This window comes from Microtetraspora malaysiensis, from assembly GCF_050947145.1.
GTDB classification, from domain to species: domain Bacteria; phylum Actinomycetota; class Actinomycetes; order Streptosporangiales; family Streptosporangiaceae; genus Microtetraspora_A; species Microtetraspora_A malaysiensis.
Map to the genome: position 1 here is coordinate 4,306,046 of NZ_CP191998.1, position 26,344 is coordinate 4,332,389.

Annotated in this window: 29 protein-coding genes; 11 read left to right on the top strand and 18 right to left on the bottom strand. The window is 71.3% G+C overall.

Going from position 1 to position 26,344, the window contains the following annotated elements:
• The first annotated feature begins 103 nt into the window (after positions 1 to 103).
• A complete protein-coding gene (locus ACQP1V_RS20190; protein WP_067126686.1) occupies positions 104 to 388 on the top strand; it encodes a DUF2218 domain-containing protein in 285 nt (94 codons plus the stop codon).
• A 248-nt stretch (positions 389 to 636) separates the two neighbouring features.
• On the opposite strand, the gene ACQP1V_RS20195 is transcribed toward ACQP1V_RS20190, so the two are convergent.
• A complete protein-coding gene (locus tag ACQP1V_RS20195) occupies positions 637 to 1,239 on the bottom strand; it encodes a TetR/AcrR family transcriptional regulator (RefSeq protein ID WP_433425258.1) in 603 nt (200 codons plus the stop codon).
• Positions 1,240 to 1,312: 73 nt separating this feature from the next.
• Between ACQP1V_RS20195 and ACQP1V_RS20200 the strand changes: the two genes are divergently transcribed.
• A complete protein-coding gene (locus ACQP1V_RS20200; protein WP_433425260.1) occupies positions 1,313 to 1,678 on the top strand; it encodes a class I SAM-dependent DNA methyltransferase in 366 nt (121 codons plus the stop codon).
• A 6-nt stretch (positions 1,679 to 1,684) separates the two neighbouring features.
• Positions 1,685 to 2,140: a hypothetical protein gene (locus tag ACQP1V_RS20205; protein WP_433425262.1), complete on the top strand. Its 456-nt coding sequence runs from the start codon at positions 1,685 to 1,687 to the stop codon at positions 2,138 to 2,140.
• 224 nt (positions 2,141 to 2,364) lie between these two features.
• On the opposite strand, the gene ACQP1V_RS20210 is transcribed toward ACQP1V_RS20205, so the two are convergent.
• The 8 genes from ACQP1V_RS20210 to ACQP1V_RS20245 form a co-directional block, all read right to left on the bottom strand.
• The gene (locus tag ACQP1V_RS20210) at positions 2,365 to 2,709 is read right to left on the bottom strand and encodes an RNA polymerase-binding protein RbpA (RefSeq protein WP_432859648.1); all 345 of its coding nucleotides are present in this window, start codon (positions 2,707 to 2,709) and stop codon (positions 2,365 to 2,367) included.
• Positions 2,710 to 2,831: 122 nt separating this feature from the next.
• Positions 2,832 to 4,250 (bottom strand): MFS transporter, encoded by a 1,419-nt coding sequence (locus tag ACQP1V_RS20215; RefSeq protein ID WP_387417643.1) that lies wholly within the window; start codon positions 4,248 to 4,250, stop codon positions 2,832 to 2,834.
• Positions 4,251 to 4,290: 40 nt separating this feature from the next.
• Positions 4,291 to 5,082 carry a glycerophosphodiester phosphodiesterase gene (locus tag ACQP1V_RS20220; protein WP_433425264.1) on the bottom strand — a complete coding sequence of 264 codons (792 nt, stop codon included), beginning with the start codon at positions 5,080 to 5,082 and terminating at the stop codon, positions 4,291 to 4,293.
• A 97-nt stretch (positions 5,083 to 5,179) separates the two neighbouring features.
• Positions 5,180 to 5,737 (bottom strand): TrmH family RNA methyltransferase, encoded by a 558-nt coding sequence (locus ACQP1V_RS20225; RefSeq protein ID WP_067126698.1) that lies wholly within the window; start codon positions 5,735 to 5,737, stop codon positions 5,180 to 5,182.
• On the bottom strand, positions 5,734 to 6,327 hold the full coding sequence (locus ACQP1V_RS20230; protein ID WP_067126700.1) for a class I SAM-dependent methyltransferase: 594 nt from the start codon (positions 6,325 to 6,327) through the stop codon (positions 5,734 to 5,736). Before ACQP1V_RS20230 ends, ACQP1V_RS20225 begins: the two co-directional genes overlap by 4 nt.
• Positions 6,328 to 6,349: 22 nt before the next feature.
• Positions 6,350 to 7,297: a VWA domain-containing protein gene (locus ACQP1V_RS20235; RefSeq protein ID WP_433425266.1), complete on the bottom strand. Its 948-nt coding sequence runs from the start codon at positions 7,295 to 7,297 to the stop codon at positions 6,350 to 6,352.
• Positions 7,297 to 8,211, bottom strand: coding sequence for a DUF58 domain-containing protein (locus ACQP1V_RS20240; RefSeq protein ID WP_387417647.1), 915 nt, complete (start codon positions 8,209 to 8,211; stop codon positions 7,297 to 7,299). Before ACQP1V_RS20240 ends, ACQP1V_RS20235 begins: the two co-directional genes overlap by 1 nt.
• Positions 8,212 to 8,218: 7 nt before the next feature.
• Positions 8,219 to 9,244, bottom strand: a complete 1,026-nt coding sequence (locus ACQP1V_RS20245) for an AAA family ATPase (protein ID WP_433425268.1) — start codon at positions 9,242 to 9,244, stop codon at positions 8,219 to 8,221.
• Between the two features lie 95 nt (positions 9,245 to 9,339).
• Here ACQP1V_RS20245 and ACQP1V_RS20250 point away from each other — a divergent pair, with 95 nt between their 5' ends.
• A complete protein-coding gene (locus ACQP1V_RS20250; protein ID WP_433425270.1) occupies positions 9,340 to 10,053 on the top strand; it encodes a hypothetical protein in 714 nt (237 codons plus the stop codon).
• A 123-nt stretch (positions 10,054 to 10,176) separates the two neighbouring features.
• On the opposite strand, the gene ACQP1V_RS20255 is transcribed toward ACQP1V_RS20250, so the two are convergent.
• Entirely contained in the window at positions 10,177 to 10,665 is a 489-nt protein-coding gene (locus ACQP1V_RS20255) for a hypothetical protein (RefSeq protein ID WP_433425272.1), read from the bottom strand.
• Positions 10,666 to 10,730: 65 nt separating this feature from the next.
• Here ACQP1V_RS20255 and ACQP1V_RS20260 point away from each other — a divergent pair, with 65 nt between their 5' ends.
• Together ACQP1V_RS20260 and ACQP1V_RS20265 are read left to right on the top strand one after the other, a co-directional pair.
• A complete protein-coding gene (locus ACQP1V_RS20260) occupies positions 10,731 to 11,705 on the top strand; it encodes a helix-turn-helix transcriptional regulator (RefSeq protein ID WP_433425274.1) in 975 nt (324 codons plus the stop codon).
• Positions 11,706 to 11,770: 65 nt separating this feature from the next.
• A complete protein-coding gene (locus ACQP1V_RS20265; RefSeq protein ID WP_433425276.1) occupies positions 11,771 to 13,021 on the top strand; it encodes a hypothetical protein in 1,251 nt (416 codons plus the stop codon).
• An 18-nt stretch (positions 13,022 to 13,039) separates the two neighbouring features.
• On the opposite strand, the gene ACQP1V_RS20270 is transcribed toward ACQP1V_RS20265, so the two are convergent.
• The 3 genes from ACQP1V_RS20270 to ACQP1V_RS20280 form a co-directional block, all read right to left on the bottom strand.
• Complete coding sequence (locus ACQP1V_RS20270) at positions 13,040 to 13,681, bottom strand: response regulator transcription factor (RefSeq protein ID WP_433425278.1); 642 nt, start codon at positions 13,679 to 13,681, stop codon at positions 13,040 to 13,042.
• A 117-nt stretch (positions 13,682 to 13,798) separates the two neighbouring features.
• The gene (locus ACQP1V_RS20275) at positions 13,799 to 14,404 is read right to left on the bottom strand and encodes a hypothetical protein (protein ID WP_433425280.1); all 606 of its coding nucleotides are present in this window, start codon (positions 14,402 to 14,404) and stop codon (positions 13,799 to 13,801) included.
• A gap of 227 nt (positions 14,405 to 14,631) precedes the next feature.
• Positions 14,632 to 15,492 carry an SDR family oxidoreductase gene (locus ACQP1V_RS20280; RefSeq protein WP_433425281.1) on the bottom strand — a complete coding sequence of 287 codons (861 nt, stop codon included), beginning with the start codon at positions 15,490 to 15,492 and terminating at the stop codon, positions 14,632 to 14,634.
• A gap of 127 nt (positions 15,493 to 15,619) precedes the next feature.
• On the opposite strand from ACQP1V_RS20280, the gene ACQP1V_RS20285 reads away from it, so the two are divergent.
• A complete protein-coding gene (locus ACQP1V_RS20285; protein ID WP_433425283.1) occupies positions 15,620 to 16,024 on the top strand; it encodes a winged helix-turn-helix transcriptional regulator in 405 nt (134 codons plus the stop codon).
• Between the two features lie 109 nt (positions 16,025 to 16,133).
• On the opposite strand, the gene ACQP1V_RS20290 is transcribed toward ACQP1V_RS20285, so the two are convergent.
• The gene (locus ACQP1V_RS20290) at positions 16,134 to 17,246 is read right to left on the bottom strand and encodes a DUF4037 domain-containing protein (RefSeq protein ID WP_433425285.1); all 1,113 of its coding nucleotides are present in this window, start codon (positions 17,244 to 17,246) and stop codon (positions 16,134 to 16,136) included.
• 577 nt (positions 17,247 to 17,823) lie between these two features.
• Between ACQP1V_RS20290 and ACQP1V_RS20295 the strand changes: the two genes are divergently transcribed.
• On the top strand, positions 17,824 to 17,979 hold the full coding sequence (locus tag ACQP1V_RS20295) for a DUF6131 family protein (RefSeq protein ID WP_387417660.1): 156 nt from the start codon (positions 17,824 to 17,826) through the stop codon (positions 17,977 to 17,979).
• A gap of 85 nt (positions 17,980 to 18,064) precedes the next feature.
• Here ACQP1V_RS20295 and ACQP1V_RS20300 read toward each other — a convergent pair whose 3' ends face one another.
• On the bottom strand, positions 18,065 to 18,664 hold the full coding sequence (locus tag ACQP1V_RS20300) for a dihydrofolate reductase family protein (protein WP_387417661.1): 600 nt from the start codon (positions 18,662 to 18,664) through the stop codon (positions 18,065 to 18,067).
• Positions 18,665 to 18,839: 175 nt separating this feature from the next.
• On the opposite strand from ACQP1V_RS20300, the gene ACQP1V_RS20305 reads away from it, so the two are divergent.
• Positions 18,840 to 22,127 (top strand): BTAD domain-containing putative transcriptional regulator, encoded by a 3,288-nt coding sequence (locus tag ACQP1V_RS20305; protein ID WP_433425287.1) that lies wholly within the window; start codon positions 18,840 to 18,842, stop codon positions 22,125 to 22,127.
• A gap of 199 nt (positions 22,128 to 22,326) precedes the next feature.
• Positions 22,327 to 22,500 carry a CsbD family protein gene (locus tag ACQP1V_RS20310; RefSeq protein ID WP_387417663.1) on the top strand — a complete coding sequence of 58 codons (174 nt, stop codon included), beginning with the start codon at positions 22,327 to 22,329 and terminating at the stop codon, positions 22,498 to 22,500.
• A gap of 62 nt (positions 22,501 to 22,562) precedes the next feature.
• On the opposite strand, the gene ACQP1V_RS20315 is transcribed toward ACQP1V_RS20310, so the two are convergent.
• Complete coding sequence (locus ACQP1V_RS20315) at positions 22,563 to 23,474, bottom strand: Vgb family protein (protein ID WP_433425289.1); 912 nt, start codon at positions 23,472 to 23,474, stop codon at positions 22,563 to 22,565.
• Positions 23,468 to 24,991 carry an ABC-F family ATP-binding cassette domain-containing protein gene (locus ACQP1V_RS20320; RefSeq protein WP_433425894.1) on the bottom strand — a complete coding sequence of 508 codons (1,524 nt, stop codon included), beginning with the start codon at positions 24,989 to 24,991 and terminating at the stop codon, positions 23,468 to 23,470. The genes ACQP1V_RS20315 and ACQP1V_RS20320 overlap by 7 nt, the downstream gene beginning before the upstream one ends.
• 50 nt (positions 24,992 to 25,041) lie before the next feature.
• Between ACQP1V_RS20320 and ACQP1V_RS20325 the strand changes: the two genes are divergently transcribed.
• Positions 25,042 to 25,632: a TetR/AcrR family transcriptional regulator gene (locus ACQP1V_RS20325; RefSeq protein WP_433425291.1), complete on the top strand. Its 591-nt coding sequence runs from the start codon at positions 25,042 to 25,044 to the stop codon at positions 25,630 to 25,632.
• A gap of 149 nt (positions 25,633 to 25,781) precedes the next feature.
• Here the strand turns inward: ACQP1V_RS20325 and ACQP1V_RS20330 are convergent, their stop codons facing one another.
• A complete protein-coding gene (locus tag ACQP1V_RS20330; protein WP_433425292.1) occupies positions 25,782 to 26,342 on the bottom strand; it encodes a TetR/AcrR family transcriptional regulator in 561 nt (186 codons plus the stop codon).
• Positions 26,343 to 26,344: the final 2 nt, after the last annotated feature.

Genomic DNA, 26,344 nt, shown 5'->3' on the forward strand with positions numbered 1-26,344 from the left:
CCAGCCTAGCGATGATTGAACATTCAAGCGTGCCGGAGAAGCGGATAGTCTGGCGAAGACCGCTATGTGTTCATCGATGACCGTTTGACGCAGGAGGATCCGCGTGCCCAGCTCCATCGCCTACGTCGCCACCGACGCCGCCCCCCGTTACGCCAAGCAGCTCGCCGCGCATCTGGGACGCAAGATCCAGGCCGAGGAGCTGTCCGACGGCGGCTACCGGCTGACCTTCCCCGGGCGCGGCGAGGGCCTGCTGACCCCGGAGGCCGACCGCCTCGTCATGCGCGCCACCGCCGACGACGAGGAGTCGCTGGGCGCCGTTCAGGACGTGCTGGGCCGCCACCTCGAACGGTTCGGGCAGCGCAACCAGCTCACCGTCACCTGGGAGTGACCCTGGCGCGGAAATGCAAACTTTCCGCCTCCGGCCTGCGGCGATGAAGGCTGATCTGGAGGCTGGTCAGCGGTGGCGGCGGGTCCCTGGGTCGTGTCTGACAAATCAAGCCCTGCTGCGCGCGGCCCAGACGGCGCCTCGCCGCGTTGTCGTCGTCGGCCGTAGGCTCCGCTACGGCCTCCTCCTCCGCCTTGCGATGCATCCATCTGGATCCGCGCTCGCGACGGGCAGCATTTGTCAGACACTCCTTAGGCCGGTCGTCGCTGCACGGCGTCGGCGATGACCGCTGTCACGAACTTGTCGACGGCTGCGGCGGCCGGCGGGCCGGGGTCGCGGTCTGCGAACAGGAGATGCCCGCCGCCGACCAGAGACAGGGTGAGTGAGCCGATGTCGGCGTCGGCCGCGATGCGGCCCAGTTCGCGCTCGTCGGCCAGATAAGCGGAGATCGCGGTCGTGGCCTGGGCGAGGATCGCGATGCCGCCTCCGGGCCTGGCCTGCCGCAGTCGTGCACGCAGTTCATCCCGGAAGGTGATGAGCGGAATGATCGCCACCGGAATCGGTCCGAACAGGGTGGTCAGCGCGCTGGTGAGGTTGTCGGCCACCGTGCCGGTGCCGGCGGAGGCGCGCAGCGCACTCGTCTGCGTCTCGAGCTGCGCGGCCCGGTTGAGCACGAGGTCGGTGAGGAAGGCGTCGAAGTCGGGGAAGTGCCGGTGCAGGACACCTTTGGCGCAGCCCGCCTCGTCGGTGACGGCCCGGCTGGTCAGCCCGTTCGGCCCGTCCCGCAGAAGCACGCGTTCGGCGGCGTCGAACAGCTGCTGCCGCGCGTCACGAAAGTGCACCCCAGTCGGCATTCACAAGATCCTTCCGTGCGTCGACCCGCCGGCGACCCTTGGCTAGTGGGCATGCGCCCACTAAGGTGGGCGCATGCCCACAATATCGCGGGAGCAACCAGAGCCGTCCCCGGCGGAGCCGCACAGGGCCCGGCGGATGGCCGAGTCGTTCGGCGCGGACGCGCAACGCTACGACCAAGTCAGGCCCGGCTACCCCGATGCGTTGGTGGCGCGGATTGTCGCCGGGAGCCCCGGGCCTGACGTGCTCGACGTCGGCTGTGGTACCGGCATCGCCGCCCGCCAGTTCCAGTCCGCCGGCTGCGCCGTACTCGGCGTCGAGCCCGACGCGCGGATGGCCGACTTCGCGCGAGCCCGTGGCCTGCAGGTTGAGGTGGCGGCCTTCGAAGCCTGGCAGCCGGCCGGCCGGACGTTCGACGCGGTCATCGCCGCCCAGTCGTGACACTGGGTGGATCCGGTCGCCGGCATCGTCAAGGCGGCGCGTGTGCTGCGTCCGGGGGGACGGCTGGCGATCTTCGGGCACGTGTACGAGCCGCCTGCCGAGGTGGCCGAACCGTTCGCCGCCGCCTACCGGCGGGCGGCGCCCGACTCCCCGCTCAACGGCCAACCGGCCCGACGTCCGATCGACCTCTACCAGGCGGCATACGCGAAGTTCGCCGACAAGATCCGCGAGACCGAACGGTTCGACGATCCCGAACAGTGGCGATTCGACTGGGAGCAGTCGTACACGCGTGACCAATGGCTGGACCTGCTCCCCACCACAGGCGGCCTCACCCAACTCCGTCCCGATCAGCTGGCCGAGATACTGCACGCGGTCGGGAGCGCCATCGACTCCCTGGGGGGACGCTTCACAATGAACTACACCACCCTGGCCGCGACCGCCATACGCGCCGGCACCTCCTGAACCCACCCGCCAAGTCGCCGCCGTTCGACATCCGCGCGGCTGTTCATGGCGCCCGGTGTGGCAGACCACGCCACCTGAAGTGCGCAATTGCCCCGGGCGGTTTTGCGGGCCAGTTGGCTGAACTTGGCCCCCGTTGGTTCGGAACGCGCGACGGCCCCGGAGGGAAAACCCTCCGGGGCCGTCGTCATCGGTCGGTCTATCCGTCTTCCTACCCGACGTGTGCCCTACGCGCTCTTGCGCCGCTGCGCCCGCAGGATCGCCAGGCGCTCGTTGAGCACCTCTTCGAGGTCCTCGATCGTGCGCCGCTCCAGCAGCATGTCCCAGTGCGTCCTGGGCGGCTTCGCCTTCTTCTGCTGGGGCTGCTCGGCGTCCACCCGGAGAGCGGGTGCCCCGCAGTGGCGGCACTCCCAGCTCGCCGGAATCTCGGCTTCGGCGGCAAGCGGCACGGTGGTGCGATGGCCCTTGGGGCAGGTGTAGGACACCTCCTGGCGCGGAGCCAGATCAGTGTTGCGGTCGTTCTCGTAGCTGGTCGCGCCGAGCCGGGTACCGCGAAGCGCACGCTCGCCCATTCTTAATGCCTCCTGAGGTCCCCGCCTGAGAGGGGTCGGTCTCCACCGCGTTCAACGCTTGATACCGTGTGGGGATTCCCACAGGAAGCCCGATCCAACCGCCCTTCGCGGCCTGCGATCGCTCAGATGCGCTCCGGCACCTCGTTGCCCGCCTCCCGGATGGCCCGCGGGACGTTGACCGCGACCAGCAGTCCGAAGCCGAGCACGAAGAAGACGACCAGCGAGACGATCGCGATCCGGTAGCTGTTGGAGAACTGCAGGGCCAGCGTGATCGTCAGCGACCCGAGGAACGCCGACCCCTTGTCGCTGATCTGCAGCAGGCTGAAGTACTCCGCCTCCTTGCCGCGCGGGATCACCTGCGAGAACAGCGATCGCGACAGAGCCTGCGTGCCGCCGAGCACGATGGCGATGCCGAAGCCCATGGCGTAGAACTGCGCCGCCGCGCCCTCCTCCAGGAAGACCGCCACGACCACGATCGCCGTCCAGAGCACCAGGCTCGCCAGGATGGTGCGCTTGGTGCCGTACCGGGCGGCGAGGGCGCCGAGCAGGAGCGCGCCGCCGAACGCCACGAACTGCACCATCAGGATCGCGCTGATCTGCACGTCCTTGCTCAGCTTCAACGCCTCCGACGCGTACGCCGCCGAGTTCCCGATCACCGTCTGGACGCCGTCGTTGTAGACGAGGTAGGCGACCAGGAACAGCAGCGTGCGCGGATAGCGGCGCAGCTCCGCGATGGTCCGCCCGAGCTGGCGGAAGCTGCCTCCGACCGACCGCAGCGCCGTGGTCTCGTGAGCGGGGACCGGCCGGTTGCGCAGGGCGAGCAGCGGCACGACCGTGAAGATCGCCCACCACATCCCGGCCGACATCATGCTGATCCGCACCGCCATGCCCTCGCTGACGCCGAAGCTGTCCCGGCCGAGGTAGAGGGCGAGGTTGAGCGCGAGGAGCAGGCCGCCGCCGAGGTAGCCGATCGCCCACCCGCGTGAGGAGACGCGGTCCCGCTCGTCCGGCGTGGAGATCTGCGGCAGGAACGAGTCGTAGACCACGACCGACGCGCCGTAGGACAGGTTCGCCACGGTGAACAGCACGCCGCCGAGCAGGTAGCGGTCGCCCTCCACGAAGTACAGACCCATGGTCGCCAGGGCCCCGACGTACGCGAAGCCGCCGAGCAGCTCCTTCTTGCGGCCGGTGTGGTCGGCGAGCGCGCCCACCACGGGCAGGGCGACGATCTGCACCAGCACCGACACCGTCATGACGAGCCCGAAGTAGGCCGCGGGCCGGATGTCGAGGCCCAGCACGTCGACGAAGCCCAGCTCGCCGGTCGCCAGCCGGTCGAAGTCGGCCACGCAGGCGTCCACCGGCATCCCGGGGAAGTCCTTGCCGCACGCCGCCGCCTTGGCGACCGGGATCAGGTACGGCCCGAGGAAGACCGAGATGATCGTGGTGTAGAAGACCGAGTTGGCCCAGTCGTAGAAGTACCAGCCGCGTTGTTCCCGAAGGCGTGCCTTCGGGGTCTCGTCGATGACCTGGGGGGCGGTCACACGTCCTCCTCGCCGGGCGGGGGTGTCGGGTGCGGGGGTTTCAGGTGCGGGGATGCCACTGGCCGCGCGCCTTGAGGACGTCGCGCAGGCCGGTGATGTTGTCGGTCATGATCCCGTCGACGCCGAGGTCGAGCAGCCGGCGCATCACCGCCGGGTCGTCCACCGTCCAGACGTGCACCTGCATGCCGAGCGCGTGCGCGGTGCGGATGAAGGAGCGGGTGGTGACGCGCAGCCCGCCCACGCCGATCGGCACCTGCGCGCAGGGCACCCCGGCGCGGGCCAGGGAGGTGAGCAGCCGGCCGTACCCCGACCCCATGGCGGCGGCGCGCAGCGTGGCCACCCCGCGCGGCCCGAGCGAGGAGCACACCGGGATGCCGACGGCGCGGCGGGCCTGGGCCAGGCGCAGGTCGGAGAACGAGGTCAGGCAGACCCGGTCGTAGGCGTTGGTCCGGCGGAGCGCGCGGGCCAGCGGCAGGATGGTCGCGCTCTCCTTCACGTCGATGTTGAACCGGACGTCCGGCCAGGCGCCGAGGAGGTCCTCAAGCAGCGGGATCTCCTCCGTGCCGCAGATGCGGGCCTTGCGCACCTCGCGGTAGGGGAGCTGGGAGATCCGGCCCTTGCTGTCGGTGACCCGGTCCAGCGTGTGGTCGTGGAAGGCGAGCAGCACGCCGTCGGCCGTCGCGTGCGCGTCGGTCTCCAGGTACGTGTACCCGAGCTCGACCGCGCGCGCGAAGGCGGACATGGTGTTCTCCCGCCCCTCGGCCGCCCCGCCCCGGTGGGCGAAGGCGAGCGGCCCGGGGTGGTCGAGAAAGGCGAAGCGACGCCGGGTCATTCGTTGGTCACGGCTCCTCGGATCAGCTCCAGTATGCCCAGGAGTATGCCGGTTGGAGGCCCAGCCCGTCAGCCAGCGCTCGGTGAACAACCGATGATCAGGGGTGAACGGCCGCTGTCACCCATTCCTGCCGCCGCGCCTCGGCGAGCGTGATGGCCGCCGCCACCGACACGTTGAGCGAGCCCACCCGGCCCACCTGCGGGATGTAGACGACCGCGTCGGCCGCCTCCAGCAGCGCGGGGGAGCAGCCGTGGTCCTCGCTGCCGACGACCAGGCAGACGTCCCCGCCGAGGCTCGCCTCGTGCAGCGGCGCGGCGTCCCCGGTCAGCTCCACCGCGACGACCCGGTACCCCTTCTCCTTCGCCGCGCGTACGGCGTCGACGGCGGGGACCGGCTCGTGCCACTCGACCAGCCGGTCGGTGCCCAGCGCGGTCTTCTGCGCCTTGGGGTTCGTCGGCGGGGTCGCGTTCCCGGCCAGCCAGATCGTCTCCACGCCGAACGCGGCGGCCGTGCGGAACACGGACCCGATGTTGAACGGGCCGGTGACCGATTCGAGGATCATCGCGAGGCGGGACCCGGTCGCCCGGCGCCAGGTGCGGTTGAGCCGCTTGACGTCGGTCGGACGGAGCTGCCTGCGCGGGTTGGGGGTGCTCATCGCGCTTCCACCTTGAGGATTCGGTAGGCGGACCGGCTGGCGGCCCGGGTGGTGGGCCAGCCCTGCTCGTTCAGCCAGTTCTGCAGGGAGTCGGAGCCGAGGTGCTTCTGGACGACCAGGTAGGCGACGCCGTCCGGGGTGAGCCGGTCCAGCCAGCGGGTCAGCATCTCGTGCAGCGCCTGCTTGCCGATGCGGATGGCCGGGTTGGACCAGATCGCCCGGAAGCGCACGTCGCCGGGCACCTCGTCGACATGAACCGACCTTACTTTGTCAAGGCCGGCGGCCTCGGCGTTGCGCGCGCACAGCTCCACGGAGCGGCGGTTCACATCCACCGCCCACACGGTCGCGCCCGGCGCCCGCGAGGCCATGGTCAGCGCGATCGGGCCGTAGCCGCAGCCCAGGTCGAGCAGGTCGCCCTCGGCGGGCGGCGGTGGCACGCTCTCCAGCAGGACGCGGGTCCCCGCGTCGATCCGGTCGGGGGAGAACACCCCGCGGTCGGTCTCCAGCCGCAGATGCAGGTCGGGGAGGAGCAGGGTGACCGTGCCCGGCCGGCTGGCCGTCCGCGGCCGCTCCTCGAAGTAATGTGCCACGTCCAGAGACGTTACCAACGGGTCAGGGGAGCCGTGCGCCCAGCAGCATGGCGGCCCCGGCCGCCACCGCGCCCAGCAGCAGCGCGACCAGGATGAACCGCTGGGTGATCTCCTGGTTCACGATCTTGTATCCGAGCGAGGTGCCGATCTGGGCGTAGACGTCGCGCAGTTCGCTGCCCGACTGCGCCTCGTACGCCCGCCCGCCGGTGCCGTCGGCGAGCGACTGCAGGGTGGCCTTGTTCACCGGGACCTGCACCGGCCGGTTGTCGATGGTGACCGTCCCCTCCGGTGTGCCGTACGCGATGGTGGAGACGGGGATCTTGGCGGACACGGCGGCCTGGATCGCCTCGTTGACCGAGCGGCCCGAGGTGTTGTCGCCGTCGGACAGCAGCACGATCGCCGAGGGTGGCGGATCGGTCACCGCCCGCTGGTCGAACGACCGGATCGAGTCGAGCGAGTCGAACACCGCCTCGCCGATCGCGGTGCCGGGCCGGGTGGTCAGGTTGGAGATCGCGGTGATCACGGCGGTGTGGTCGGCGGTCGGGGAGATGACCACGGACGCCGACCGCGCGAAGGCCACCACCCCCACGTTGAAGCGCTCGGGCAGGTCGGCGACGAACTGCTGGGCCGCCTGCCGGGCCGCGGCCAGCCGGGTCGGCGGGACGTCCCGGGCCTCCATCGACAGCGAGACGTCCACCGCGATCATGATGGTGGCCCGGTCCCGCGGCACGCGCACGGCGCCCGCCGGGCGGGCGGCGGCCAGGACCATGACGCTCATCATCACCAGGAAGACCGCCGCGGGGACATGCCGCCGCCAGGCCGGCCGCTCCGGGACGACCACCGACAGCAGCCGCAGGTTCGTGAACCGGACGGCGTACCTGCGGCGGGCGAACTGCAACGCGACGTACCCGCCGCCCAGGAGTGCGACCGGGACGAACAGCCACAGCCAGCCCGCGGAAAGGAAGATCATCAGCGCCCTCCCGTCTGGCGGCGCCGGGCCAGATGCGCGGTGCGCCGTTGCCGCAGCACGAACTGGACGATGTCGGCCACCCAGTCCCGGTCGGTGCGCAGCACCAGGTGCGCCGCCCCGGCGCGGCGCAGCGCGGCCCGGGTCGCCTCCCGCTGCATGGCCGCCGCGACGGCGTACCGCTCGCGGACCCGGCGCGACAGGTGCACCTCGCGGGTACGGCCGGTTTCCGGATCATGGAGCGCCACCAGGCCCACGTCGGGCAGTTCCAGCTCGCGCGGGTCGATCACCTCGACGGCCAGCACCTGGTGCCGGGAGGAGAGGCGGCGCATCGGTCGCTCCCAGGAGTCCGGATCGTCCAGGAAGTCGGAGACGACCACTCGCAGCCCCCGCTTGTGGTGGGCCGCGGCCAGCGACTCCACCGCGGCGCCCAGGTCCACCGCCCCCGCCCCGCGCGGCGCGTCCGCCAGCCGGCGCAGCAGCGCGTACAGGGCGGGCCGCCCGCCGCGCGCCGGGTGGCGGCGGATCTCCGCCCCGTTCAGGATGTACGCGCCGAACCGGTCGCCGACCCGGCCGGTCAGGAACCCGATCGCGCCGACGGCCGAGACGACCAGGTCGCGCTTCTCCATGTCGGCGGTGCCGAAGTCCATGCTCGCCGACAGGTCCACCACGGCCCACGTCTCCAGCTCGCGGTCGGCGATCAGGTCCCGCACGTGCGGGGTGGTGGTCCGCGCGGTGACCGCCCAGTCCATGCGGCGGACGTCGTCCTCGCCCGGGACGTAGACGCGGGTGTCGCCCAGCTCGCTGCCCGGCCCCGGGACCAGCCCCTGATGGTTGCCGTGCAGTAGGCCGTCCAGCCGCCGGACCACGGTCAGCTCCAGGCGGCGCAGGGCGAGCTCCGGCGACGCGGCGCTCATGAGTGGATCACCTGGCGCCCTGGTTCCACACCACGACCGGCGGGGGGACGGTCGCCAGGATGCTCCGCACTACATGCTCGGCGTCCACGTCGTCGGCGAGGGCGTCGAAGGTGAGCATCAGCCGGTGCGCCATCACGTCGATCGCCACGTCCCGCACGTCGTCCGGCAGCAGGTAGTCGCGTCCGCGCAGCAGCGCCAGCGCCCGGCCCGCCGCCATCAGCCCCAGCGTGGCGCGCGGGCTGACGCCGACCTCGATCGTCTCCTCCAGGTCGCGCAGGCCGTACTCGGTGGGGGAGCGGGTGGCCATCACCAGCCGCACCACGTAGTCGGCGACCAGATGGTGGACGGAGACCTGCTCCGCCGCCTCCTGCAGCCGCGTCAGCCGGTCGGGGTCGAGCACCGGCCGGGCCGCCGGCGGCCGCACGCTCATCCGCTGCAGGATCTCCAGCTCCTCGCGCGCGCTCGGATGCGGCACCCGCACCTTGAACAGGAACCGGTCGCGCTGCACCTCCGGCAGCGGATAGACCCCCTCGGACTCGATCGGGTTCTGCGTCGCCAGCACCACGAACGGCCGGGGCAGCGGATGCGTCCGCCCCGCCAGGGTGACCTGCCGCTCGGCCATCACCTCCAGCAGGGCCGACTGCACCTTCGCCGGGGCGCGGTTGATCTCGTCGGCGAGCAGGAAGTTCACGAAGACCGGGCCGAGCTCCACGTCGAACCGCTCACTGCCCGGATGGTAGACGCGGGTGCCCACGATGTCGCTCGGCACCAGGTCGGGGGTGAACTGGATCCGCGCGAACGTGCCGCCCACCACCGTGGCCAGCGTCGAGGCGGCCAGTGTCTTGGCGACCCCGGGGACGCCCTCCAGCAGGCAGTGGCCCCGGGCCAGCAACGCCACCAGCAGCCGCTCGACCATGTGGTCCTGCCCGACGATCACCCGCCTCACCTCGGCGAGGGTCTCCCGCAACGCCTCAGCGTCGTCGTCCCCCGCCCGGTCCCGATCCGGTTCACTGCGCTCATCCGCGACGGTCATGCGCGTTATTCAATCGTGACTTGGTGGGAGAATCCATGCCCACACAGTGCCCGGCGTCGGAAGCCGGAACCGTTCGGTGTGTTTTCATGAGCTGGATGGCCACACCTTTGCAGTACGGCGACCCGCCCCACCTGGGGCCATTCGTGCTGCAGGCCCGCCTGCTGACCGGCCCGGCCGGCCTCGTCTACCTCGGGCAGGGCCCCGACGGCCGCGCCGTCTCCGTCGCTCTCCTCACCCGGGGCGCCGCCCTCGACCCGGTGGCCAGGGACCGGTTCGTCGCCGCCGTCCGCGAGGCCGAACGGCGCGGAAGGCGGCGCGGGTCGCGCGCGGCCCTGACGGTGCTCGCCATGGACGGCGGGCCGGCTCCCTGGGTGGCCGTGCCGTACGCGCCGGGTGGGGCGGGGGCGGAGCGCTTCCTCGAACCGGTCATGGTGTCGGGGATGCTGCTCGGCGACCGGAACGGGCCGGACTTCGTGCCGTACTGGCTGGGCGACCGCGACCCGGCGCTGCCCGCGCCCGGGCCGCCCGCACCCCCGCCGGCCGCGACCAGGCGCGCGGTCGGCCTGGCCGCGGCGCTGCTGGCCACGCTCGTCACGATGATGGTCGTGATGGCGTGGCTGCTGTTGTTCCGGTTGGAGAGCGACCCACCGCCGACCCGCCCGCTGCCCCCGCCGGTCGTCGTCCCCACGCCGCCGCCGACCCCGGCCTCGCCGCGTCCCGGGGAGCAGTCGCCGACGCCGTCCCAGGGCGGCACGGAGCGCCGGACCACCCTCCCGGGCCAGGACAACGACGTCGGCGGGGACATCTGAGCCGCGTTTCATCAGGGGCGCGTTGCGAGTCGTGGCCTGTCGTCGTCGCTCGACGACGAGGTCTCCGACCCGCGGCGTGCACGCTGCGGTCGCTGTCCGGTCTTGTGGTTGTGGCAGCCGCCGTTAGACGACGCGGTCGGTCGCCGTGCGCCGGGTGAAGTCCATGTGCCAGTTGGTGATCCAGGTCTGCCCGTCGTCGAGGGAGAACGCCTGCTCCCAGTGGGCGCGGTCGGTGGTGATGCCGGACCAGATGAAGCGCGCCCTGACCTTGCGGCCGTCGTGTTCGTCGTCGCCGTGGAAGACGCCGGTGCCGTCCGCGCCGAAGCTGCCGGTGACGGGTGGGTAGAGAGTGCCGGTGCGTTTGTTGGCCCAGTACAGCGACCACTGTGCGGTCGCCGGGTTGAACAGCCGCAAGGTCAGCCCGGAAAAGCCCTTGGTCGGGAACTCGATCTCGTCGAAGCTGGCGGCGCCGTCGAAGTGGCAGGAGGCGCGGGTGATGCCGGGGAACTCCTCCCAACGGTCGTCGCCCTCCGTCGGGTCGAGGAAGTCCTTGCGCCAGCGGTTGGCGACGTCGTACGTGCCGGTGAAGAACGCGAAGTCGTTGTTCGTCATGCCACAGACGCTAGGACCGGCCCCCTGACATCCTGTGTCAGTGGATCGGCCGTAGATTTCCGGCCATGCGCGCCGGTCGACTCCTCTCGCTTCTGCTCCTGCTGCAAAACCGCGGCCGGATGACCGCCGATGAGTTGGCGGCGGCGCTCGAGGTGTCGGTGCGTACGGTGTACCGGGATGTGCAGGCACTGATCGCGGCGGGCGTGCCGGTCTATGGCGAGGCGGGGCACGCGGGCGGCTACGCCCTGCTCGACGGCTACCGCACGCGGCTGACCGGGCTGACCGCGGCCGAGGCGCAGGCTCTGCCCCTGGCAGGCCTCCCCGGGCCGGCGGCCGAGCTGGGGATGGGCTCGGTCCTGGCAGCGGCCGAGCTCAAGCTCGAGGCGGCCCTGCCGGTCGCGCTGCAGGACCAGGTCCGGCGGATCCGTGAGTGCTTCCACCTCGACGCCCCGGGCTGGTACCGGCAGGCGGACGAGGTGCCACATCTTCCGGCGGTGGCGGCCGCGGTGTGGGAGCGGCGGGCCATCCGCGTGCGCTACCGCCGGTGGCATGCCCCGCAGGTGGTTGAGCGGCGTCTGGAGCCCTACGGGATCGTGCTCAAGGCCGGACGCTGGTACACCGTCGCCCGTGCCGGCGATGACCTGCGCACCTACCGGATCGGGCAGATCCTTGACCTGGAGCCGCTGGAAGAGGTGTTCGACCCGCCGGTCCGTTTCGACCTGGCTCGTCACTGGCAGGCCCATACGGCGCGGCTGCAGGAGCGGCTGTGGCAGGGCGAAGCGGAGATACGCATCTCACCGGTCGGCGTCACCCGCCTCCAGGACGTCGCGGCGCAGGCGGTGCTCGATGGCGTGAACCAGGGAAAGCCGGAGCCCGGCGGCTGGCGCCGGGCCGTCATCCCCATCGAGAGCCTCGACCACGCGGAGGCAGAGCTGCTGCGGCTGGGCCCGGAGGTGGAGGTGCTCGCACCGCCGGAGCTTCGGGAGCGCATCGCCGGATCGGCACGGGCCATGGCGACGCTCTACGACGGGGAGATCTAGCGCCTGGATCGCCGTGCTCCGTCCCTCTACGTTCCTCCATCGACATGGACGCTCCAGGAGATGCAATGAACGCTGCCGAAGTCCTAAAGCCGGGCAAGCTGCGGCAAGTTGCCGTAGCGGCGGGCGTGGTGGTCACGGTGGTGGTCCTGACCGGCTGCCAGTCCGTTCGGCGGCCTGCCACGGCACCGTCAGCGAGGTCGTCCCCCGTGGTGACCGCGGCCACGATCGGGAAGACGCCTGCCGGGGCGGAGCCGGTCGTCGCCGCTGGTCCGCCATGGCGAATCGCACATGCGCACGACTACGGCGAGTTCGACTCGATGAATGTCGGGGTCATGGTCGGCTCGACGGAAGGATGGGCGTTCGGCCAGACCAATGTGGGTGACGAGCTGGAGCCGCAGTTCCCCGTGACGCTGCGCTGGGATGGGGCATCGTGGCGCGCGGTCCGGCTCCCAGGCAAGTTCGAGGGCGCGTTTCTGTCCGCGAGTGGCTCGTCACGGACCGACGTCTGGGCTGTGTCCAGCTCCGAGACCGGAATCGCCAATGTGCTCCGCTTCGATGGTCGCCGGTGGACGCTCGCCCGCCGGGTCCAGCAGGACGTGAGCAGCGTGCAGGCCGTTGGCCGCCACCGGGCATGGCTGTTCGGCGGCTACGCCGGGGACAACTGGTTCTTCGACGACGGCAGCTGGCGGCGGGTGCGTTTACCGCTCCGGGTCACCGCGACGAGCGCCGCTTCCGAAGAGGACGTGTGGGCCATCGGCTGGCGTGATGGTGCCGACGGGGATCGGGCGGCGGTTGCCCACTTCGACGGTCGAACGTGGGGGACTGTGTCCCTTGGTTCCGCGTTCGGCTCGCCCAACGATCAGGCGTTCACCCAGTTCACCAGCGTGCACGCCGCGGCAAGGGATGACGTCTGGGTCTTCGGAACGCAAACCGGGTCAAGCACCGACCACACGGGCGAGGGCGCCTCCGACGGGCAGGAGATTCCCGTTGCCGCGCACTGGAACGGTCGCCTCTGGAGCCAGGTCCCGGTGCCGCACGGCTGGCAACTGGGTGCGGTGATCGGCGGTACGCGCGGTGCCGTTCACGTGGCCGCGACAAAGATGGATCAGGAGGGAAACCCAGACTACTCAGCGGTGCTTTCTCACCGGGAAGACGGCTCCTGGACCATCTCCAACCTTCCGCACCCCCAGGGTGCGAAACCGTTCCTGTCCTCCTTCGCGCGGGTGGCCGCAACCGGAGATCTCTACGGATTCGGCTTCATCGAGACGGACGACGGGGATCGCACTTCCGCCATCTTCGTCTCGGACGCGTCCTGATGCGAGTCCCGGCACCGGTCAGCTGGGGGAGACGAAGCCCGACTCGTACGCGGAGATCACCGCCTGGGTCCGGTCCCGGGCGTCGAGCTTGGCCAGCACGTTCCGCACGTGCGTCTTGACCGTCTCCGCCCCGACCACCAACTCGGCCGCGATCTCACCGTTGGACAGGCCACGCGTCATCAGGCGCAGCACGTCCGCCTCGCGCGCGGTGAGCCGGCCGATCCCCGGCACCGTGCGGCTGGCGCCGCGCGCGGCGGTCAGTGACCTGATCGCGGCCGGGAAGAGCAGCGAGTCGCCCGACGCCACCAGCCGGATCGCGTGCACCAGCTCCTCCGGCCGGGCGCGCTTGAGCAGGAAGCCGCTCGCCCCCGCCCGCAGCGCCTCATAGACGTAGTCGTCGTTCTCGAAGGTCGTGACGACCAGCACCTTGGGCGGCGCCTCCCCGGACAGGATCCTGCGGGTCGCCTGGATCCCGTCCACGGCGGGCATCCGCACGTCCATCAGCACCAGATCCGGCCGCGTCGCGCGGACGACCGACACCGCCTCGGCCCCATCCCGGGCCTCGCCCACGACGCTGAGCCCGGGTTCGGACTCGATGATGATCCGCAGGCCGGTACGGATCAGGTCCTCGTCGTCGACGATCACCACGCTCAACGTCATGGCCCAACCCTAGAACGCCGCAAACGGTTGGTTTGCCTGCCGTCCGGCTGATGTGTCAGCGACCGGATCGCCGATGGCGACTCCTGTGGCAGGCGGATCGCCGTGCTTTCGACGTCGTCAAAGGTCGTCGTACATAACTCCCGGGCTCCACAGGATGGCGACCATATCGGAGCCGTACTCCTGGGCCAGCCGACGACGCAGCCGTAGGTCGACGTCGTTCACCTCTATTTCGGCCCGGTTCCGCTCGGCGTCGATGTGGCCCGCCAAGATCCTCGGATCGCCGCCCGGCGGCATTACGGCGTCCAACACGGCCTCAAGCTCCGCGCGGCTGTGCCGCACCTGCCGTACGACCGGAATGATCGTGAAAGGGGTCCGCACCTGGTCGGGCCACGCGACACCGGTGATCGGTGCGGCGGCCAGCCCCCGTCCACGCTCGGTGACGTACGGAGCGACCAGTCGGAATGGCCGCTTCAGCAGGTACGGCGACGCGAGGTCCTTCGGGTGGGCCTCCACGCGCTGCATGGCTTCGTCCAGCGCGTGGTTGAACGGTTCGATGCGCGAGTCGTAGGGCTCGTTGAGGAAGTCGGTCCAGTCCATGGTGAACACCTCGACGGCCCCGGACGTCGCACGTTCCACGACCACCCGGCCCGACACCATGGGCGCGGGGCCCAGAGTGAGCGCATAAAGGACCGACAGCGTGAGGATCGCCCTGAGCGTACGCACGGTGCCGCAGTCTAGAACGATCTTCGATCTTCAGTTGAGGGAATCCGCGGGACGGCTGTCAAGGGTCGGCCGAGGGCGCGCTACGGGCAGCCCGGGGGATGCTCGGCACGGTGGGCGCCTCGTGGGCGCCGTCCTCGTCGTCACCGCGCAGGTAGTCCGCAAAGCCTCGCAGGGCCACGCGGATGTGCTCGACGCGCGCACGCAACGTCGTCGCCCGGTCGGGCCGGTCAGCCCTTGAGCGCCGAGGCGACGGCGTCGGCCAGCGGCGTGGTGGGCCGGCCCAGGAGGGCGGCCAGGTCGCCGGTGACGTCGGCGAGGGCGCCCTTCGCGACCTGGACCTCGGCGTCGACCAGCAGCTCGACCAAGAAGCCGGGCAGGCCGGCTCCCGTCAGGATCTCGGCGTACCGCTCGGCGGGCAGGTCGGTGTAGACGACCGGCTTGCCGGACTGGGCGGCGGCCTCGGCGGCCAGCTCGGGCAGGGTCCAGGCAGTGTCACCGGTCAGCTCGTAGACCTTGCCCGCCTGCCCGTCCCGGGTCAGGACGACGGCGGCGGCCTCGGCGAAGTCGGCCCGGGTGGCCGAGGCGATGCGCCCCTCGCCCGCGCTGCCCACGATCGCGCCGCGTTCGACCGAACCGGCCAGGGTGGTGGTGTAGTTCTCGGTGTACCAGCCGTTGCGCAGCAGCACCGTGGGCAGACCGGACGTGGCGAGGGCCGCCTCGGTGTCCCGGTGGACCGCGGCCAGGCTCAGCGGGTTGCGGTCCGCCCCGACGATCGAGGTGTAGGCGACCAGCCCCACGCGGGCCGTACGCGCCGCTTCGACGACCGCGTGGTGCTGGGCGACGCGCAGCGCGTCGGGTCCGCTGGAGGAGACGAACAGGAGCTTGTCGGCGCCGGCGAAGGCGGGGGAGAGGGTCTCTGGCCGGTCGTAGTCGGCCTCGCGGACGGTGATGCCCTTGGCGGCCAGGTCGGCGGCCCTGTCCGGGGTGCGTACAGCGACGGCGATCTTGGACGCGGGCACCCCGCGCCTGAGGAGGCTCTCCACGGCGAGGCGGCCGAACGGTCCGGTGGCTCCAGTGACGACGATCATCGAAATATGCCCTTCGTGTGGGGATGGTGGGGAACGGCCGGCGGCGCCGACCTCCACTCACCTTATGCTTTCTAATCGAAAGTGCAAACTATTCCACCGTGCTCTCCGTCGGGTAGCATTTGCTGATATGGACACATCGACAGCGCGGCCTGCCGAGGACGAGTCGCTCGAGTTCGACGTATTCGCCCGCCACTGTCCCTCGCGGCCCGTCCTGGAACACCTCACCGGCCGCTGGGGCCTCCTCACCCTGGTCGGCCTCCACCAGGGGCCGGCTCGCTTCAACGCCCTGCGCCGCCGCGTCGACGGGGTGAGCGAGAAGATGCTCGCCCAGACCCTCAAGGAGTTGGAACGCGACGGCTTCATCCGCCGCGACGTCCACGCGGTGCTGCCGCCGCGCGTGGAGTACAGCCTCACCAAGCTCGGCAGCAGCACCGCCGCCAAGCTGCTCGAGGTCATCGAGCACCTGGAGGCGCACATGCCCGCCGTTGTCGCCGCGCAGCGGCGTCACGACCAGGAGGACGACCGCGACTGATCCGTGCGGTAAGCGGGCCCTCGTGGAAGTCGTAGCGTCGAAAATTCCCCTCGGTGGCCATTTCGGGCATCGGTGGAGGGGCCGCATCGGCGGGAACGGGGCATCGAGATCAGATGATGGCGTCCACGGCTGCGTGGATGGCGTCCTGGTGACCCAGAAGGTCCGTGTTGTCGGCCCACTGGTCCACGCCTCCGGTCAGCGGCAGCTCACGCAACCGGGGATCGGTGACCGTCTCCAGCAGGGCCCGGGCGAAGCGTTCGGCATGCAGGACCAGGAACGGCCGGCTGTGGTAGGGCCTGCGGGTCGGATCCACCAGCCCCGTGAGCCCGATGGCGTTGTGCGTCCGGCCCACGACCTCGTACGCGTCGCACAAGTGCCGCTCCCGGCCGGGGTAGTCGGTCGCGCCCAGGGCGCCACGCAGCGACGGCGCCAGCCTTTTGGCCGTCCTCAGCTGCCCGAAGGCGCTGCCGAGCCACTTGCTGTACGGCGAATAGCGTCGCTCCATCAGTAGGCACAATCGCATCAGGTCACGGACCAGGCGCGCGACCACGATGGCGGAGCCCAGGTCGTCCCCGACCTCCGCGCAGCGGCCGACGAACGCCTCCTCCTGGGAGATCCGCTGCCACTGGCAGGCCAGCAGGTAGCGCCAGACCTGTTCCGGGTACCACGCCAGCCGCCGCCTCGCCGCGGTGAGATCACCCAGATCGTCGCGGAACACCGCCCCGCCGGTCACCTCGGCCAGTTTCTGCTGCGGCAGCGCCAGCCAGTCGCCGATCGCCGGTCCCGCATCGTCCCAGGCTGCCGCGCGAGGGCCCAGCTGTGCGGTCAGCCAGGAGCCCACCCCGTGCACCGAGACCCGGTGGTCGACCGGGCCCTCGGTCGGCTCCATGTGGCCGACCGGATCGAGTGGATCGCTGCTGCGGCGGAAGTGGGTGGGCCATCCATGCACCCGTTTCGGCAACCTCTGGGCCAGGAGGTCGCGAATCCGCCCACCGTGGCGTACCGCGTCCTCGGGAGCGAGGAAGAGCTCCAGGCGAGGTCCCCAGTCGTGGTCGGCCGAGCGCGCGGTGTCGAATCCCAGGACCTCGGACCCCGCGCCGACCCGGGCGGCCGCGTACCGAAGCCCTGGATAGGCGCTGTCGAGGATCGGCTTCACCGCCTCCTCGTACAGAGTCCTCGCGAGCTCAAGGCCGGGGACGAAAGCGGCAGCAGGCGTGACCATGCCGCTTACTGTGCCAACGACGCGTCACGCGGATCCACCGGATATCAGCCGCGTCGCCGCCACATCTACGGCTCGGCCGTTCGGCGGGGCCTGGACGCAGCCCGCGGCCGGGTCGGAGGCCGGCTGAGGCCTCGGTGCCAACGGGTTCGGGTCCAGCCGAGATACGGGGTCAGACTCAGGGCTGCTTCTGGCCGTATCTCGGCCGGACCCGCACGAGGGTACGGCCGCTCTGGACGGAGCCTTCGGTGCTCTAGCTGTCCAAGGTGAGCTGCAGCGTAACGGTGGTCCCGCCACGCTGGACGGTCACCGGATAGGCGGTGCCGGCCCGCTTCGCCGTACGGCGAGGCCACCTCGAAGGCGGTGATCATGCCGTCCAGGGTGCGGCGCGACAACGGCAGGGCGGCACGCGAACAGCACTCGAAGCTCCTGGAGTGGTGTTGCTCTTGGTCGACAACCCGCCTACCAGGGGCTTCTCTAACAGCTTGTCGGCGGCCTGCCGGTACCGCCCCGAGAGGCATATCTGGTGACCTGACGGGAAGTGGACGTTACTACTCCTCCTGGAGGATCGGAGGGCCCAGTGATCACTCTCGGAATCATCCTTCTCATCATCGGTTTCATATTCGGCATCTCCGTCCTGTGGACCATCGGGATAGTGCTGCTGGTGATCGGTGCCGTCCTATGGGTCCTTGGAGCACTCGGACACGCGGTCGGCGGACGACGCCACTATTGGTGATCGCCCGTTCTCCTCCCACCACAGGTGAACCACGGATTGATGGGGCCGGGCCGGGATGCAGGAGCGGTGCGCGGAACCCGCAGGATCAGCCTGCGGTGTCGCCGTCCTCGCCCCCGTCCCCGCTCACGCCCGCTTTGCCGGCCGCGCTCGCCGGCCGGTAGGTGAGTACGACGACACCTGAATCGAACGTCGTCGCGTCCAGGAGTTCGAGCGTCGCCTCGGTGCCCTCGCGGAAGAGGCGCTGCCCGCCGCCCCGGATGACGGGACAGATCCAGATCCGGTACTCGTCGAGGAGACCGTGCTCCATCAGCGCGTCGGTGAGCCTCCCGCAGCCCCAGATCAGGATGTTCTCTCCGGGCTGCTCCTTCAGCTTGGTCACGTCGGCCACCAGGTCGTCCCCGTGGATGATGGTCGAGTTGTTCCACTCGGCCTTCTCCAGAGTGGAGGAGACCACGTACTTCGCCATGGAGTTCACCTGGTCGGCGTAGGGGTTGCCGCCCATTGCGGGCCACGCCTGCGCCATGCCGTCGTAGGTCTCCCGGCCGAGCAGCAGCGCGTCGCTGCCGAGGACGAGGTCCAGGGCGTACGTCATGCTCTGCTCGTTCGTGTACTGCATGGACCACAGATGCGGGTTGTCGATGAAGCCGTCGAACGTGCTGTAGGTCGAGGCGATGATCTTTCGCATGACGTTCTCCCTGTCGTGAATCGCGGACGCGGTCGGCGCGAGGTGTACCGGCGCCTTCTCGGCGCGCGGTCACCGCGCTGTGGAAACTACTGTGGCGGAGGCGGTTTACGGCTTCTTTCGCGCCGGTTTACGGAAATCCGTCGGCGCGTCGCCATCGCCCGTTATCGTGACGCGCATGCGTTTCGGGATCTTGGGTCCAGTGGCGGTCTGGGGTGCCGACGGTGAGCCGGTCGCCGTCCCCGGGATCAAGGTCCGCGCCCTGCTGGCCGACCTGCTGGCGCATGAGGGCCGCCCCGTGCCGGCCGACCGGCTGATCGACGACTTGTGGGGCGACAAGCCGCCCGGCAACCCGTTCGCCGCGCTGTCGGCCAAGGTGTCGCAGCTCCGCCGGGTACTTGAGGACGCCGCACCGGGTGGCCGGGAGCTGCTCCCGCTCCATCCGGCGGGCTACCTGCTGAAGGTCGAGACCGACGCGGATGCCTTCCGGTCCCTGCTCGCCGAGGCGGAGCGGGCGGGCGACCCACGGACCAAGGCCACCTTGCTGTCCGACGCGCTCGCGCTGTGGCGCGGCCCGGCGTTCGCGGACGTCGCGGACGAGCCGTTCGCCCAGGCCGCCGCCGCCCACCTGACCGAGCGCTGGCTGACCGCCCAGGAAGACCTCGCGGAGGTACGGCTGGCCCTGGGCGAGCACGCCCGGCTGGTCGGCGAGCTGGGGCGTCTCGTCGCCGAGCACCCGCTGCGCGAGCGGCTGCGGGCCGCCCACATGCGCGCCCTCTACCGCTCGGGACGGCAGAGCGAGGCGCTCGACAGCTACGAGGCGCTGCGCGCGCTGCTGGCGGACGAGCTGGGGCTGGAGCCGGGCGCCGACCTGGTCGCGTTGCAGCGGGCGATCCTGGCCAGAGACCCGGTGCTGGCCCCGGACGCCGCGCCGTACTCCGCGGTGGCCCGTCCGGCCACGAACCTGCCCGCATCGCTCGCCGACCTGATCGGCAGGGAGGACGCGCTCGCCAAGGTCCGCGCACGGCTGGCGGCGGACCGGCTGGTGACGCTGACCGGCCCCGGCGGGGTGGGCAAAACCCGGCTGGCGCTGGAGGCCGCCACGGGCCTGGTCGAGAGCGGCGCCGGCACGTCCCCCGGCCCGGACCTGTTCCCGGACGGCGTGTGGTGGGTCGAGCTGGCCGCACTGGACCGGCCCGCCGACCCCGACGCGCCGTCCCGCCTGGTCGAGACGATCACCGGCGTACTGGGCGTCCGGGACGGCACGCCGTCCGCCGAGCCGGTGACCGCCGTGGAACGGCTCGCCGACGCGCTCCGCGCCCGGCGGCTGCTGCTCGTGCTGGACAACTGCGAGCACGTCGTCGTTCCGGTCTCCGAACTGGTGGAACGGCTGCTGCGGGCGGCCCCGGGACTGCGGATCCTGGCGACCAGCCAGGAGCCGCTCAGGCTCGCCGGCGAGGTGGTCTGGAACCTCCCACCGCTCGAGGTGCCCGCCCACGCCGCCGACGTCGCGGCGCTGGAGCGGACCGCCTCCGTGCGGCTGTTCGTGGCCCGCGCGTCGGCCTCCGCGCGCGGATTCGCACTGGACGCGGACAGCGCGCCCGCGGTCGCGACGCTGTGCCGCCGGCTGGACGGCGTCCCGCTGGCCCTCGAACTGGCCGCGACGCGGGTCCGGGCCCTGGGCGTGCACGGCCTGGTCGAGCGCCTGGACGACCGGTTCCGGCTGCTGGCCGCCGGGCATCGGGGCGCCCCGCCGCGCCAGCGAACCCTGGCCGCGATGATCGGGTGGAGCTGGGACCTGCTGACCGAGGCGGAGCGCGTCGTGCTGCGCCGGCTGGCCGTACACGCCGACGGCTGCACGCTGGAGGCCGCCGAGGCGGTCTGCGCGGAGGACGGCCTCGACGTGCTCGACCTGCTGGCGCGCCTGGTGGACCGGTCGCTGGTGATGATGACGGACGGGCCGGACGGGCCCCGCTACCGGCTGCTGGAGTCCGTGGCCGCGTACTGCGTCGAGCGGCTGCGGGAGGCGCGGGAGCTCGACCGGATCCGGCTGCGGCACCGCCGCTTCCACGTGGCCTTCGCCGAACGGGCCACGCCACATCTGCGCGGCCCGGACCAGCGGCGTCGGCTGCGGCACCTGGACGCCGAGGCCGGCAACCTGCGGGCCGCGCTGAACGCCGCCGTCAGGGACCGGAGCGCGACCGACGCGCTGCGCCTCGTCAACGCAATGGCCTGGTACTGGTTCCTGCGCGGGCGGCTGGCCGAGGCTCGGCGGTCCCTGGCGGCGGCGCTGGACGTCGCCGTCACGGAGCCGGCGGAATCCGCGGAAGGACGGGCGGTCCGCGCCTTGCGGGCCGAAGCGCTGGCCTGGGCCGCAGGCCTCGGGCTGCTCCAGGGTGACGTCGCCGACCGGGAGGACCGCCGCCGGGAGGCCCTGCGGCAGTACGAGGAGGCGGGCGATCCGAACGGGCTGGCCAGGGCCCGGTGGTTCCTCGCCTACACCGCGATCGACCTGGGCGATCTCGCCGTCGCCGGGGACCTGCTCGACCTGGCGCTGCCCGCGTTCCGATCAGCCGGCGACGTGTGGGGGACGGCCGCGGCCCTCGCCACCCGGGCCAAGCTCGCGCACGTGCGGGGCGACCTGGACGGGCTGCGCCGCGACGGTGAGCGAAGCCTGGCGCTGTTCGACGAGATCGGCGACCGCTGGGGGCGGCTTGAGGCCACCGGCTGGCTCGGCGCGCTGGCCGAGATGACCGGCGACCTCGCCGAGGCCGCGCGGCTCCACGGGGACGGCCTTCGCCTCGCCGAGGAACTGGAGCTGTGGCCGGAGGTCGGCGGGCGGCACGCCTGGCTCGGCTGGATCGCGTTGCGGCGGGGCGAGTTCGCGGAGGCGGGCGAGCACTGCGCGCGGGCGTTGCGGCTGGCCGTCGAGCAGCGCCACCAGGCCGGTGAGATCTTCGCGAGGATGGGGCTGGCGTTCGCCGCCCGTCAGGAGGGCCGGCTCGACCTCGCCGAGACCCACCTGCGCGACGTGCTCGAACGGGCTCCGCGCCGGGACTCCGAAGAGGCCGCGCCGCCGTACCTGCCCCTGGTGCTGAGCGAGCTGGGCTTCGTCGCCGAGCTGCGCGGGGACGCGCCGGCCGCCTACGACCTGCATCTGGAGGCGTTCCACCTCGCGGCGGGCTTCGACACCTCCCGGAACATGACGATCGTCCTCGACGGTCTGGCCGGGGCGCTGTCCCTCGGCGGACACCACGAGCGCGCCGCCCGGCTCCTGAGCGCGGCTGCCGCGTCGCGGGCCTCGGGTGCCCCCTCGCCCGCCCCCGCCGAGCGCGCGGACATCGACCGCGTCACCACCCGGGTCCGTACGGCGCTGGGCGAGGAACGCTTCGCCGCCGAGGCCGTCCTCGGTGCCGCGCTTTCCCCCGCCGAACTGCGCTCCCTGCTGGCCGTACCGTACGCCTGAGGAACCCCGCCGAACCGTGCTCACGGGCTTGCCCGTGCAGGGCGACCTCGCCGCTCGTGAGCGCGGCCAGGTTGTTCCGATGCGTCGTGTTCCACCACGACCCTCACAAAACCCTGAGATGGAGAAGGGGTTCCCTTGCCCACGCACCGGCTAGTTTCCCAATAGCGGACAATCGCCGCATAGCGGAAGGAAGTCTGACATGGGTAAGCGTGACAAGGTTTCCAACAAGGCTCAGGAGCTCAAGGGCAAAGCCAAGGAGCGCGTCGGCGAGATGACCGACGACAAGCGTAAGGAAGCCGAAGGCAAGGCCGACAAGGTCAAGGGCAACATCAAGCAGGCAGGCGAGAAGGTGAAGGACGCGTTCAAAGACTGATCTTACGAACCCGTGGGCGGTGGCGACCAACGATCTCCGCCGCCCGCTGCACCTCCTGCCCCCTAAGAATTGTTCCCCAAGCCCGCGAACTCCGAGGAAGCCCTGCCCGTCGCCGTGGGGCCATCAGCGGCCAGATCGCCTGGCTGATTCCGCAGCAGAGCCCCGGACTCCATCGCGACCCAGATCGCGCCGTCGGGGCCGACCGTGAGCCCGTGGGGTTCGGCGCCCTCCAGTGGATACTCGTCGATCTTGCCCTCGGTGGTGATGCGGCCCAGCTTGCCGATGCCCCACTCGGTGAACCAGAGGGCGCCGTCCTGGCCGGTCACGATGGCGTGCGGCCTGGCGGCGCGATCAGGCAGTGGGAACTCGCTGATCGCGCCGGAGGTGTCGATCCGGCCCACCTGGCCCGCGCCGATCTCCACGAACCACAGCGCCTCGTCCGGTCCGGCGCAGATGCCCACCGGGGCCGCGCCCGTTGTGGGTAGCGCGTACTGCGTCACCACGCCGTCAACGGTGATGCGGCCGATCGCGTTGCCCTGGTTGAGGGTGAACCAGAGCGCGCCGTCAGGTCCCGCCACGATCGCGGACGGCATCGCGCCTTCGGTGGGCAGCGGGTGGAGGGTGACCTCGCCCGTCGCGGTGATGCGGCCGATCCGGTCGTCCTGGAGCTGTGTGAACCACATGGCCCCGTCGGGGCCGGCGGCGATGCCGTACGGCGAGGCCACCTCGAAGGCGGTGATCGTGCCGTCCTGGGTGATCCGCCCGATCCGGCCACCGGCGAACTCGGTGTACCACAACGACCCGTCATGCCCCACGGTGATCACCGTGGGCTGACCATCGGCAGGATCGAGCGGGAAGATCGTGGGGTCCTCGCCCGGCACGACCCGCCCGATCTGTCCCTGATGGACGAGCGTGAACCACAGCGCGCCGTCGGGACCGGTGACGACGCCGTAAGGAGAACCATTGATCAACATACGTAGCCCCCTGAAAGTGAGATCTCCGTGCCGGTGAAACGGCGCCGCAGCGCCCGGTCGTGCGTGACCACCACGAGCGCGCCGCCGTAGCCGTCGAGCGCCTGTTCGAGCTCCTCGACCAGGGTGAGCGAGAGGTGGTTGGTGGGTTCGTCGAGCAGCAGCAGGTCGTGCTCGCCCGCCAGCAGCATGGCCAGCGCCAGCCGCCGCTGCTGGCCCACCGACAGCGCGCCGACCTTGAGTTCGAGCGCCTCCGGAGGGAACAGGCCGGTCGCCATCAGCGCCGCCGCCTCCCCGCCGTAGGTCTCGATGACCGTCTTGTCCGGATCGAACGTCACCTCCTGCGGGAGGTATCCGGCTCGCTCGCCCGCCTCGGCCGCGATCGCTGCGAGCAGCGTCGACTTGCCCGCGCCGTTGGGCCCGTGGATCAGCAGCCGGTCGCCCGCCGCGATCCGCAGCCGGTCGACCTGCACGAGCGTGCCCGTGCGCGCACCGGCGGGCGCGAACGCGCCGCGGAAGCGCAGCGGCCTGGGCGGGCGCGGGACCGGGTCCTCCTCCAGGCGGCGCAGGCGCTCCTGGGCCTGCCGTACCCGCGAGGCCACCGAGCTCTGCACCCGCCCGGCGTTGCGGTCATAGGCCATCTTGTTGTTGTCCTTCATGGCCCGGCCGACGGCGACGCGGTGCGCGGTGGTCGCGGCGAACTCCTTGACCTGCCGGATCTCCTCCTGCCAGTCGGAGTAGGCCTGCTCCCAGCGCAGCCTGGCCGCCGCCTTCTCGGCGAGGAAACCGGTGTAGCCGCCGCCGAACCTGGTCATCGTGCCGCCCTCGACTTCGAGGATCGCCGTCGCCACCCGGTCCAGGAAGATCCGGTCATGCGAGACCGTCACCACCGTGCCCCTGTGCTCGCGCAGCCGATCCTCCAGCCAGGTCATCGCCGCCTCGTCGAGGTGGTTGGTCGGCTCGTCGAGCAGCAGGATCTCCGGCGAGGCCGCCAGCACGCAGGCCAGACCCAGCCGCGCCTGCTCGCCGCCGGACAGGCTCGACAGCACGCGCGAGCGCTCGATCTGAGCCAGGCCCAGCCCGTGCATCGCCTTGTCCACGCGGGCGTCGGCCTCGTATCCGCCCCTGGCCTCGAAGGCGGTGAGCAGCTCGCCGTACCTGTCCATGTCCTGCGCCTCGGCGGCCTCCTGAATGCCGCGCTCAAGCGCGCGCAGCTCGGCCAGGGCGGCGTCGATCGCCTGCTGGACGGTGTGGTCGCCGGGTAGGTCGAGGGTCTGGCTCAGGTAGCCGACACCGCCGGCCGCCGACACCGTCACCTCGCCGTCGTCCGGCCTCTCCACCCCGGCGATCATCCGGAGCAGCGTGGACTTGCCGGAACCGTTCTCGCCCACGATCCCCGCGCGCTCGCCGGGGCGGACGCTGAAGGTGATCTGGTTGAGGACTCGGCGCTCGCCGTACGACTTCGATACTCCCCTGAGGGAGAGCTGTGTGGTCAGGAAAGGGCTCCAATCGCAACTTATGTCGCGTTAAGCTAACATGACCGTGAGCCTTAATGCAACTGGAGTAGATTTTGGAGCGACGTCCTGGTGGTCGCAGCGCTCGTGTGCGCGACGCCGTACGACAGGCGACCCTCGCCGAGCTGGGCGAACACGGCTACAGCGGACTGACGGTGGAAAGCGTGGCGATCCGCTCAGGTGTCCATAAGACGACCGTGTACCGCCGCTGGGGAAGCGTGGAGGGTCTGATCGCGGACGCGCTGGAGCTCGCGCGGGAGGAGCCGTGGCCGATGCCCGACACCGGCTCCCTTCAGGATGATCTGAGGGGGATCGTCCGGCTGGTGCAGAGCGGGTTCGCCGACCCCGTCGCCGGGCCGATCTCCGCCGCGTTCGTGGCGGCGGCCGTACAGAGCGGCGATGCCGCGCGGTCCCTGCACGACTTCTTCACGGCCCGCCACGAGCAGGCGGCCGTAGTGGTGCGGCGAGCCGTCGAGCGGGGTGAACTGCCGCCGGACACGGACGGTGCCGAGGTGATCAGAATGGCCGTCGCCCCGATCTACTACCGGCTGTTCGTCACTCACGAGCCGGTCACCGAACGCGACGCGGAACGCGCGGCCGACGCCGCTGCCGCCGCCGCCCGCGCGGGCGTCATCCGCGTCGTCTAGCGCGCTGCCGCAAACGTCCACCGGGATCGAGGGAGCGGAGCGGAAGGGAGCGAGGATCGGAGCGTTGGCCCGGCGAAGCGGGCTTTGCGAGGACCGCAGGTTCCTTCCGGCGAAGTGACCGACCCGGCCGTCGCCCGTCAGGGCCAGGCCTACGAGGACCCTGGGCCGAGGGCTCTCGTGAGCCTGGCCAGCGCCTCGGCGATCTGCTCCGGGGCGAGGCCGAGCACTGTGCGCTGGTAGCCGTACACCTCGGGGGCCAGGGGGGCGAGCAGGACGTCGACCAGCGCGTCCGGGCCGGGCGTGCCCGCGGCGGCCAGGAGCGCGCGCACGTGGGCGCGCCAGAAGCCGTACGCGCCCGTCTCGAAGCGGGAGCGGCCCACCTCCGAGCCGAGCACCAGGTGGGAGTGGTCCTCCAGCAGGCGCACCATGGCGGCGTAGAAGGCGGCCAGCCGCTCGGCGGGCGGCGCCCCCGGGCCCAGGGGCGGCTCGCCGCGCAGCAGGCGTTCTTGCAGGTCCCGCTCGTGCTCATCGAGCAGCGCCACGGCGATCGACGCCCGGTCGGGGTAGCGGCGGTAGAGCGTGCCCCGGCCCACCCCGGCCTTCTTGGCGATGTCGTCCATCGTCACGTCCTGCGGTGACCGCTCCGCGAACAGCAGCGCGGCCGCCTCGAGGATCCGTGCGCGGTTGCGCGCGGCGTCGGCTCTCTCCATGC

Bases quoted from the DNA above. Each gene is read 5' to 3' on its own strand.
- ACQP1V_RS20310 (WP_387417663.1), top strand. From the start codon at position 22,327: ATGGGTAAGCGTGACAAGGTTTCCAACAAGGCTCAGGAGCTCAAGGGC.
- ACQP1V_RS20210 (WP_432859648.1), bottom strand. From the start codon at position 2,709: ATGGGCGAGCGTGCGCTTCGCGGTACCCGGCTCGGCGCGACCAGCTAC.
- ACQP1V_RS20290 (WP_433425285.1), bottom strand. From the start codon at position 17,246: ATGGTCACGCCTGCTGCCGCTTTCGTCCCCGGCCTTGAGCTCGCGAGG.
- ACQP1V_RS20200 (WP_433425260.1), top strand. From the start codon at position 1,313: ATGCCCACAATATCGCGGGAGCAACCAGAGCCGTCCCCGGCGGAGCCG.
- ACQP1V_RS20260 (WP_433425274.1), top strand. From the start codon at position 10,731: ATGCGCGCCGGTCGACTCCTCTCGCTTCTGCTCCTGCTGCAAAACCGC.
- ACQP1V_RS20240 (WP_387417647.1), bottom strand. From the start codon at position 8,211: ATGAGCGCCGCGTCGCCGGAGCTCGCCCTGCGCCGCCTGGAGCTGACC.
- ACQP1V_RS20250 (WP_433425270.1), top strand. From the start codon at position 9,340: ATGGCCACACCTTTGCAGTACGGCGACCCGCCCCACCTGGGGCCATTC.
- ACQP1V_RS20280 (WP_433425281.1), bottom strand. From the start codon at position 15,492: ATGATCGTCGTCACTGGAGCCACCGGACCGTTCGGCCGCCTCGCCGTG.
- ACQP1V_RS20225 (WP_067126698.1), bottom strand. From the start codon at position 5,737: ATGAGCACCCCCAACCCGCGCAGGCAGCTCCGTCCGACCGACGTCAAG.
- ACQP1V_RS20285 (WP_433425283.1), top strand. From the start codon at position 15,620: ATGGACACATCGACAGCGCGGCCTGCCGAGGACGAGTCGCTCGAGTTC.
- ACQP1V_RS20305 (WP_433425287.1), top strand. From the start codon at position 18,840: ATGCGTTTCGGGATCTTGGGTCCAGTGGCGGTCTGGGGTGCCGACGGT.
- ACQP1V_RS20270 (WP_433425278.1), bottom strand. From the start codon at position 13,681: ATGACGTTGAGCGTGGTGATCGTCGACGACGAGGACCTGATCCGTACC.
- ACQP1V_RS20265 (WP_433425276.1), top strand. From the start codon at position 11,771: ATGAACGCTGCCGAAGTCCTAAAGCCGGGCAAGCTGCGGCAAGTTGCC.
- ACQP1V_RS20245 (WP_433425268.1), bottom strand. From the start codon at position 9,244: ATGACCGTCGCGGATGAGCGCAGTGAACCGGATCGGGACCGGGCGGGG.
- ACQP1V_RS20315 (WP_433425289.1), bottom strand. From the start codon at position 23,474: ATGTTGATCAATGGTTCTCCTTACGGCGTCGTCACCGGTCCCGACGGC.
- ACQP1V_RS20195 (WP_433425258.1), bottom strand. From the start codon at position 1,239: ATGCCGACTGGGGTGCACTTTCGTGACGCGCGGCAGCAGCTGTTCGAC.
- ACQP1V_RS20330 (WP_433425292.1), bottom strand. From the start codon at position 26,342: ATGGAGAGAGCCGACGCCGCGCGCAACCGCGCACGGATCCTCGAGGCG.
- ACQP1V_RS20235 (WP_433425266.1), bottom strand. From the start codon at position 7,297: ATGATCTTCCTTTCCGCGGGCTGGCTGTGGCTGTTCGTCCCGGTCGCA.
- ACQP1V_RS20255 (WP_433425272.1), bottom strand. From the start codon at position 10,665: ATGACGAACAACGACTTCGCGTTCTTCACCGGCACGTACGACGTCGCC.
- ACQP1V_RS20300 (WP_387417661.1), bottom strand. From the start codon at position 18,664: ATGCGAAAGATCATCGCCTCGACCTACAGCACGTTCGACGGCTTCATC.
- ACQP1V_RS20220 (WP_433425264.1), bottom strand. From the start codon at position 5,082: ATGACCCGGCGTCGCTTCGCCTTTCTCGACCACCCCGGGCCGCTCGCC.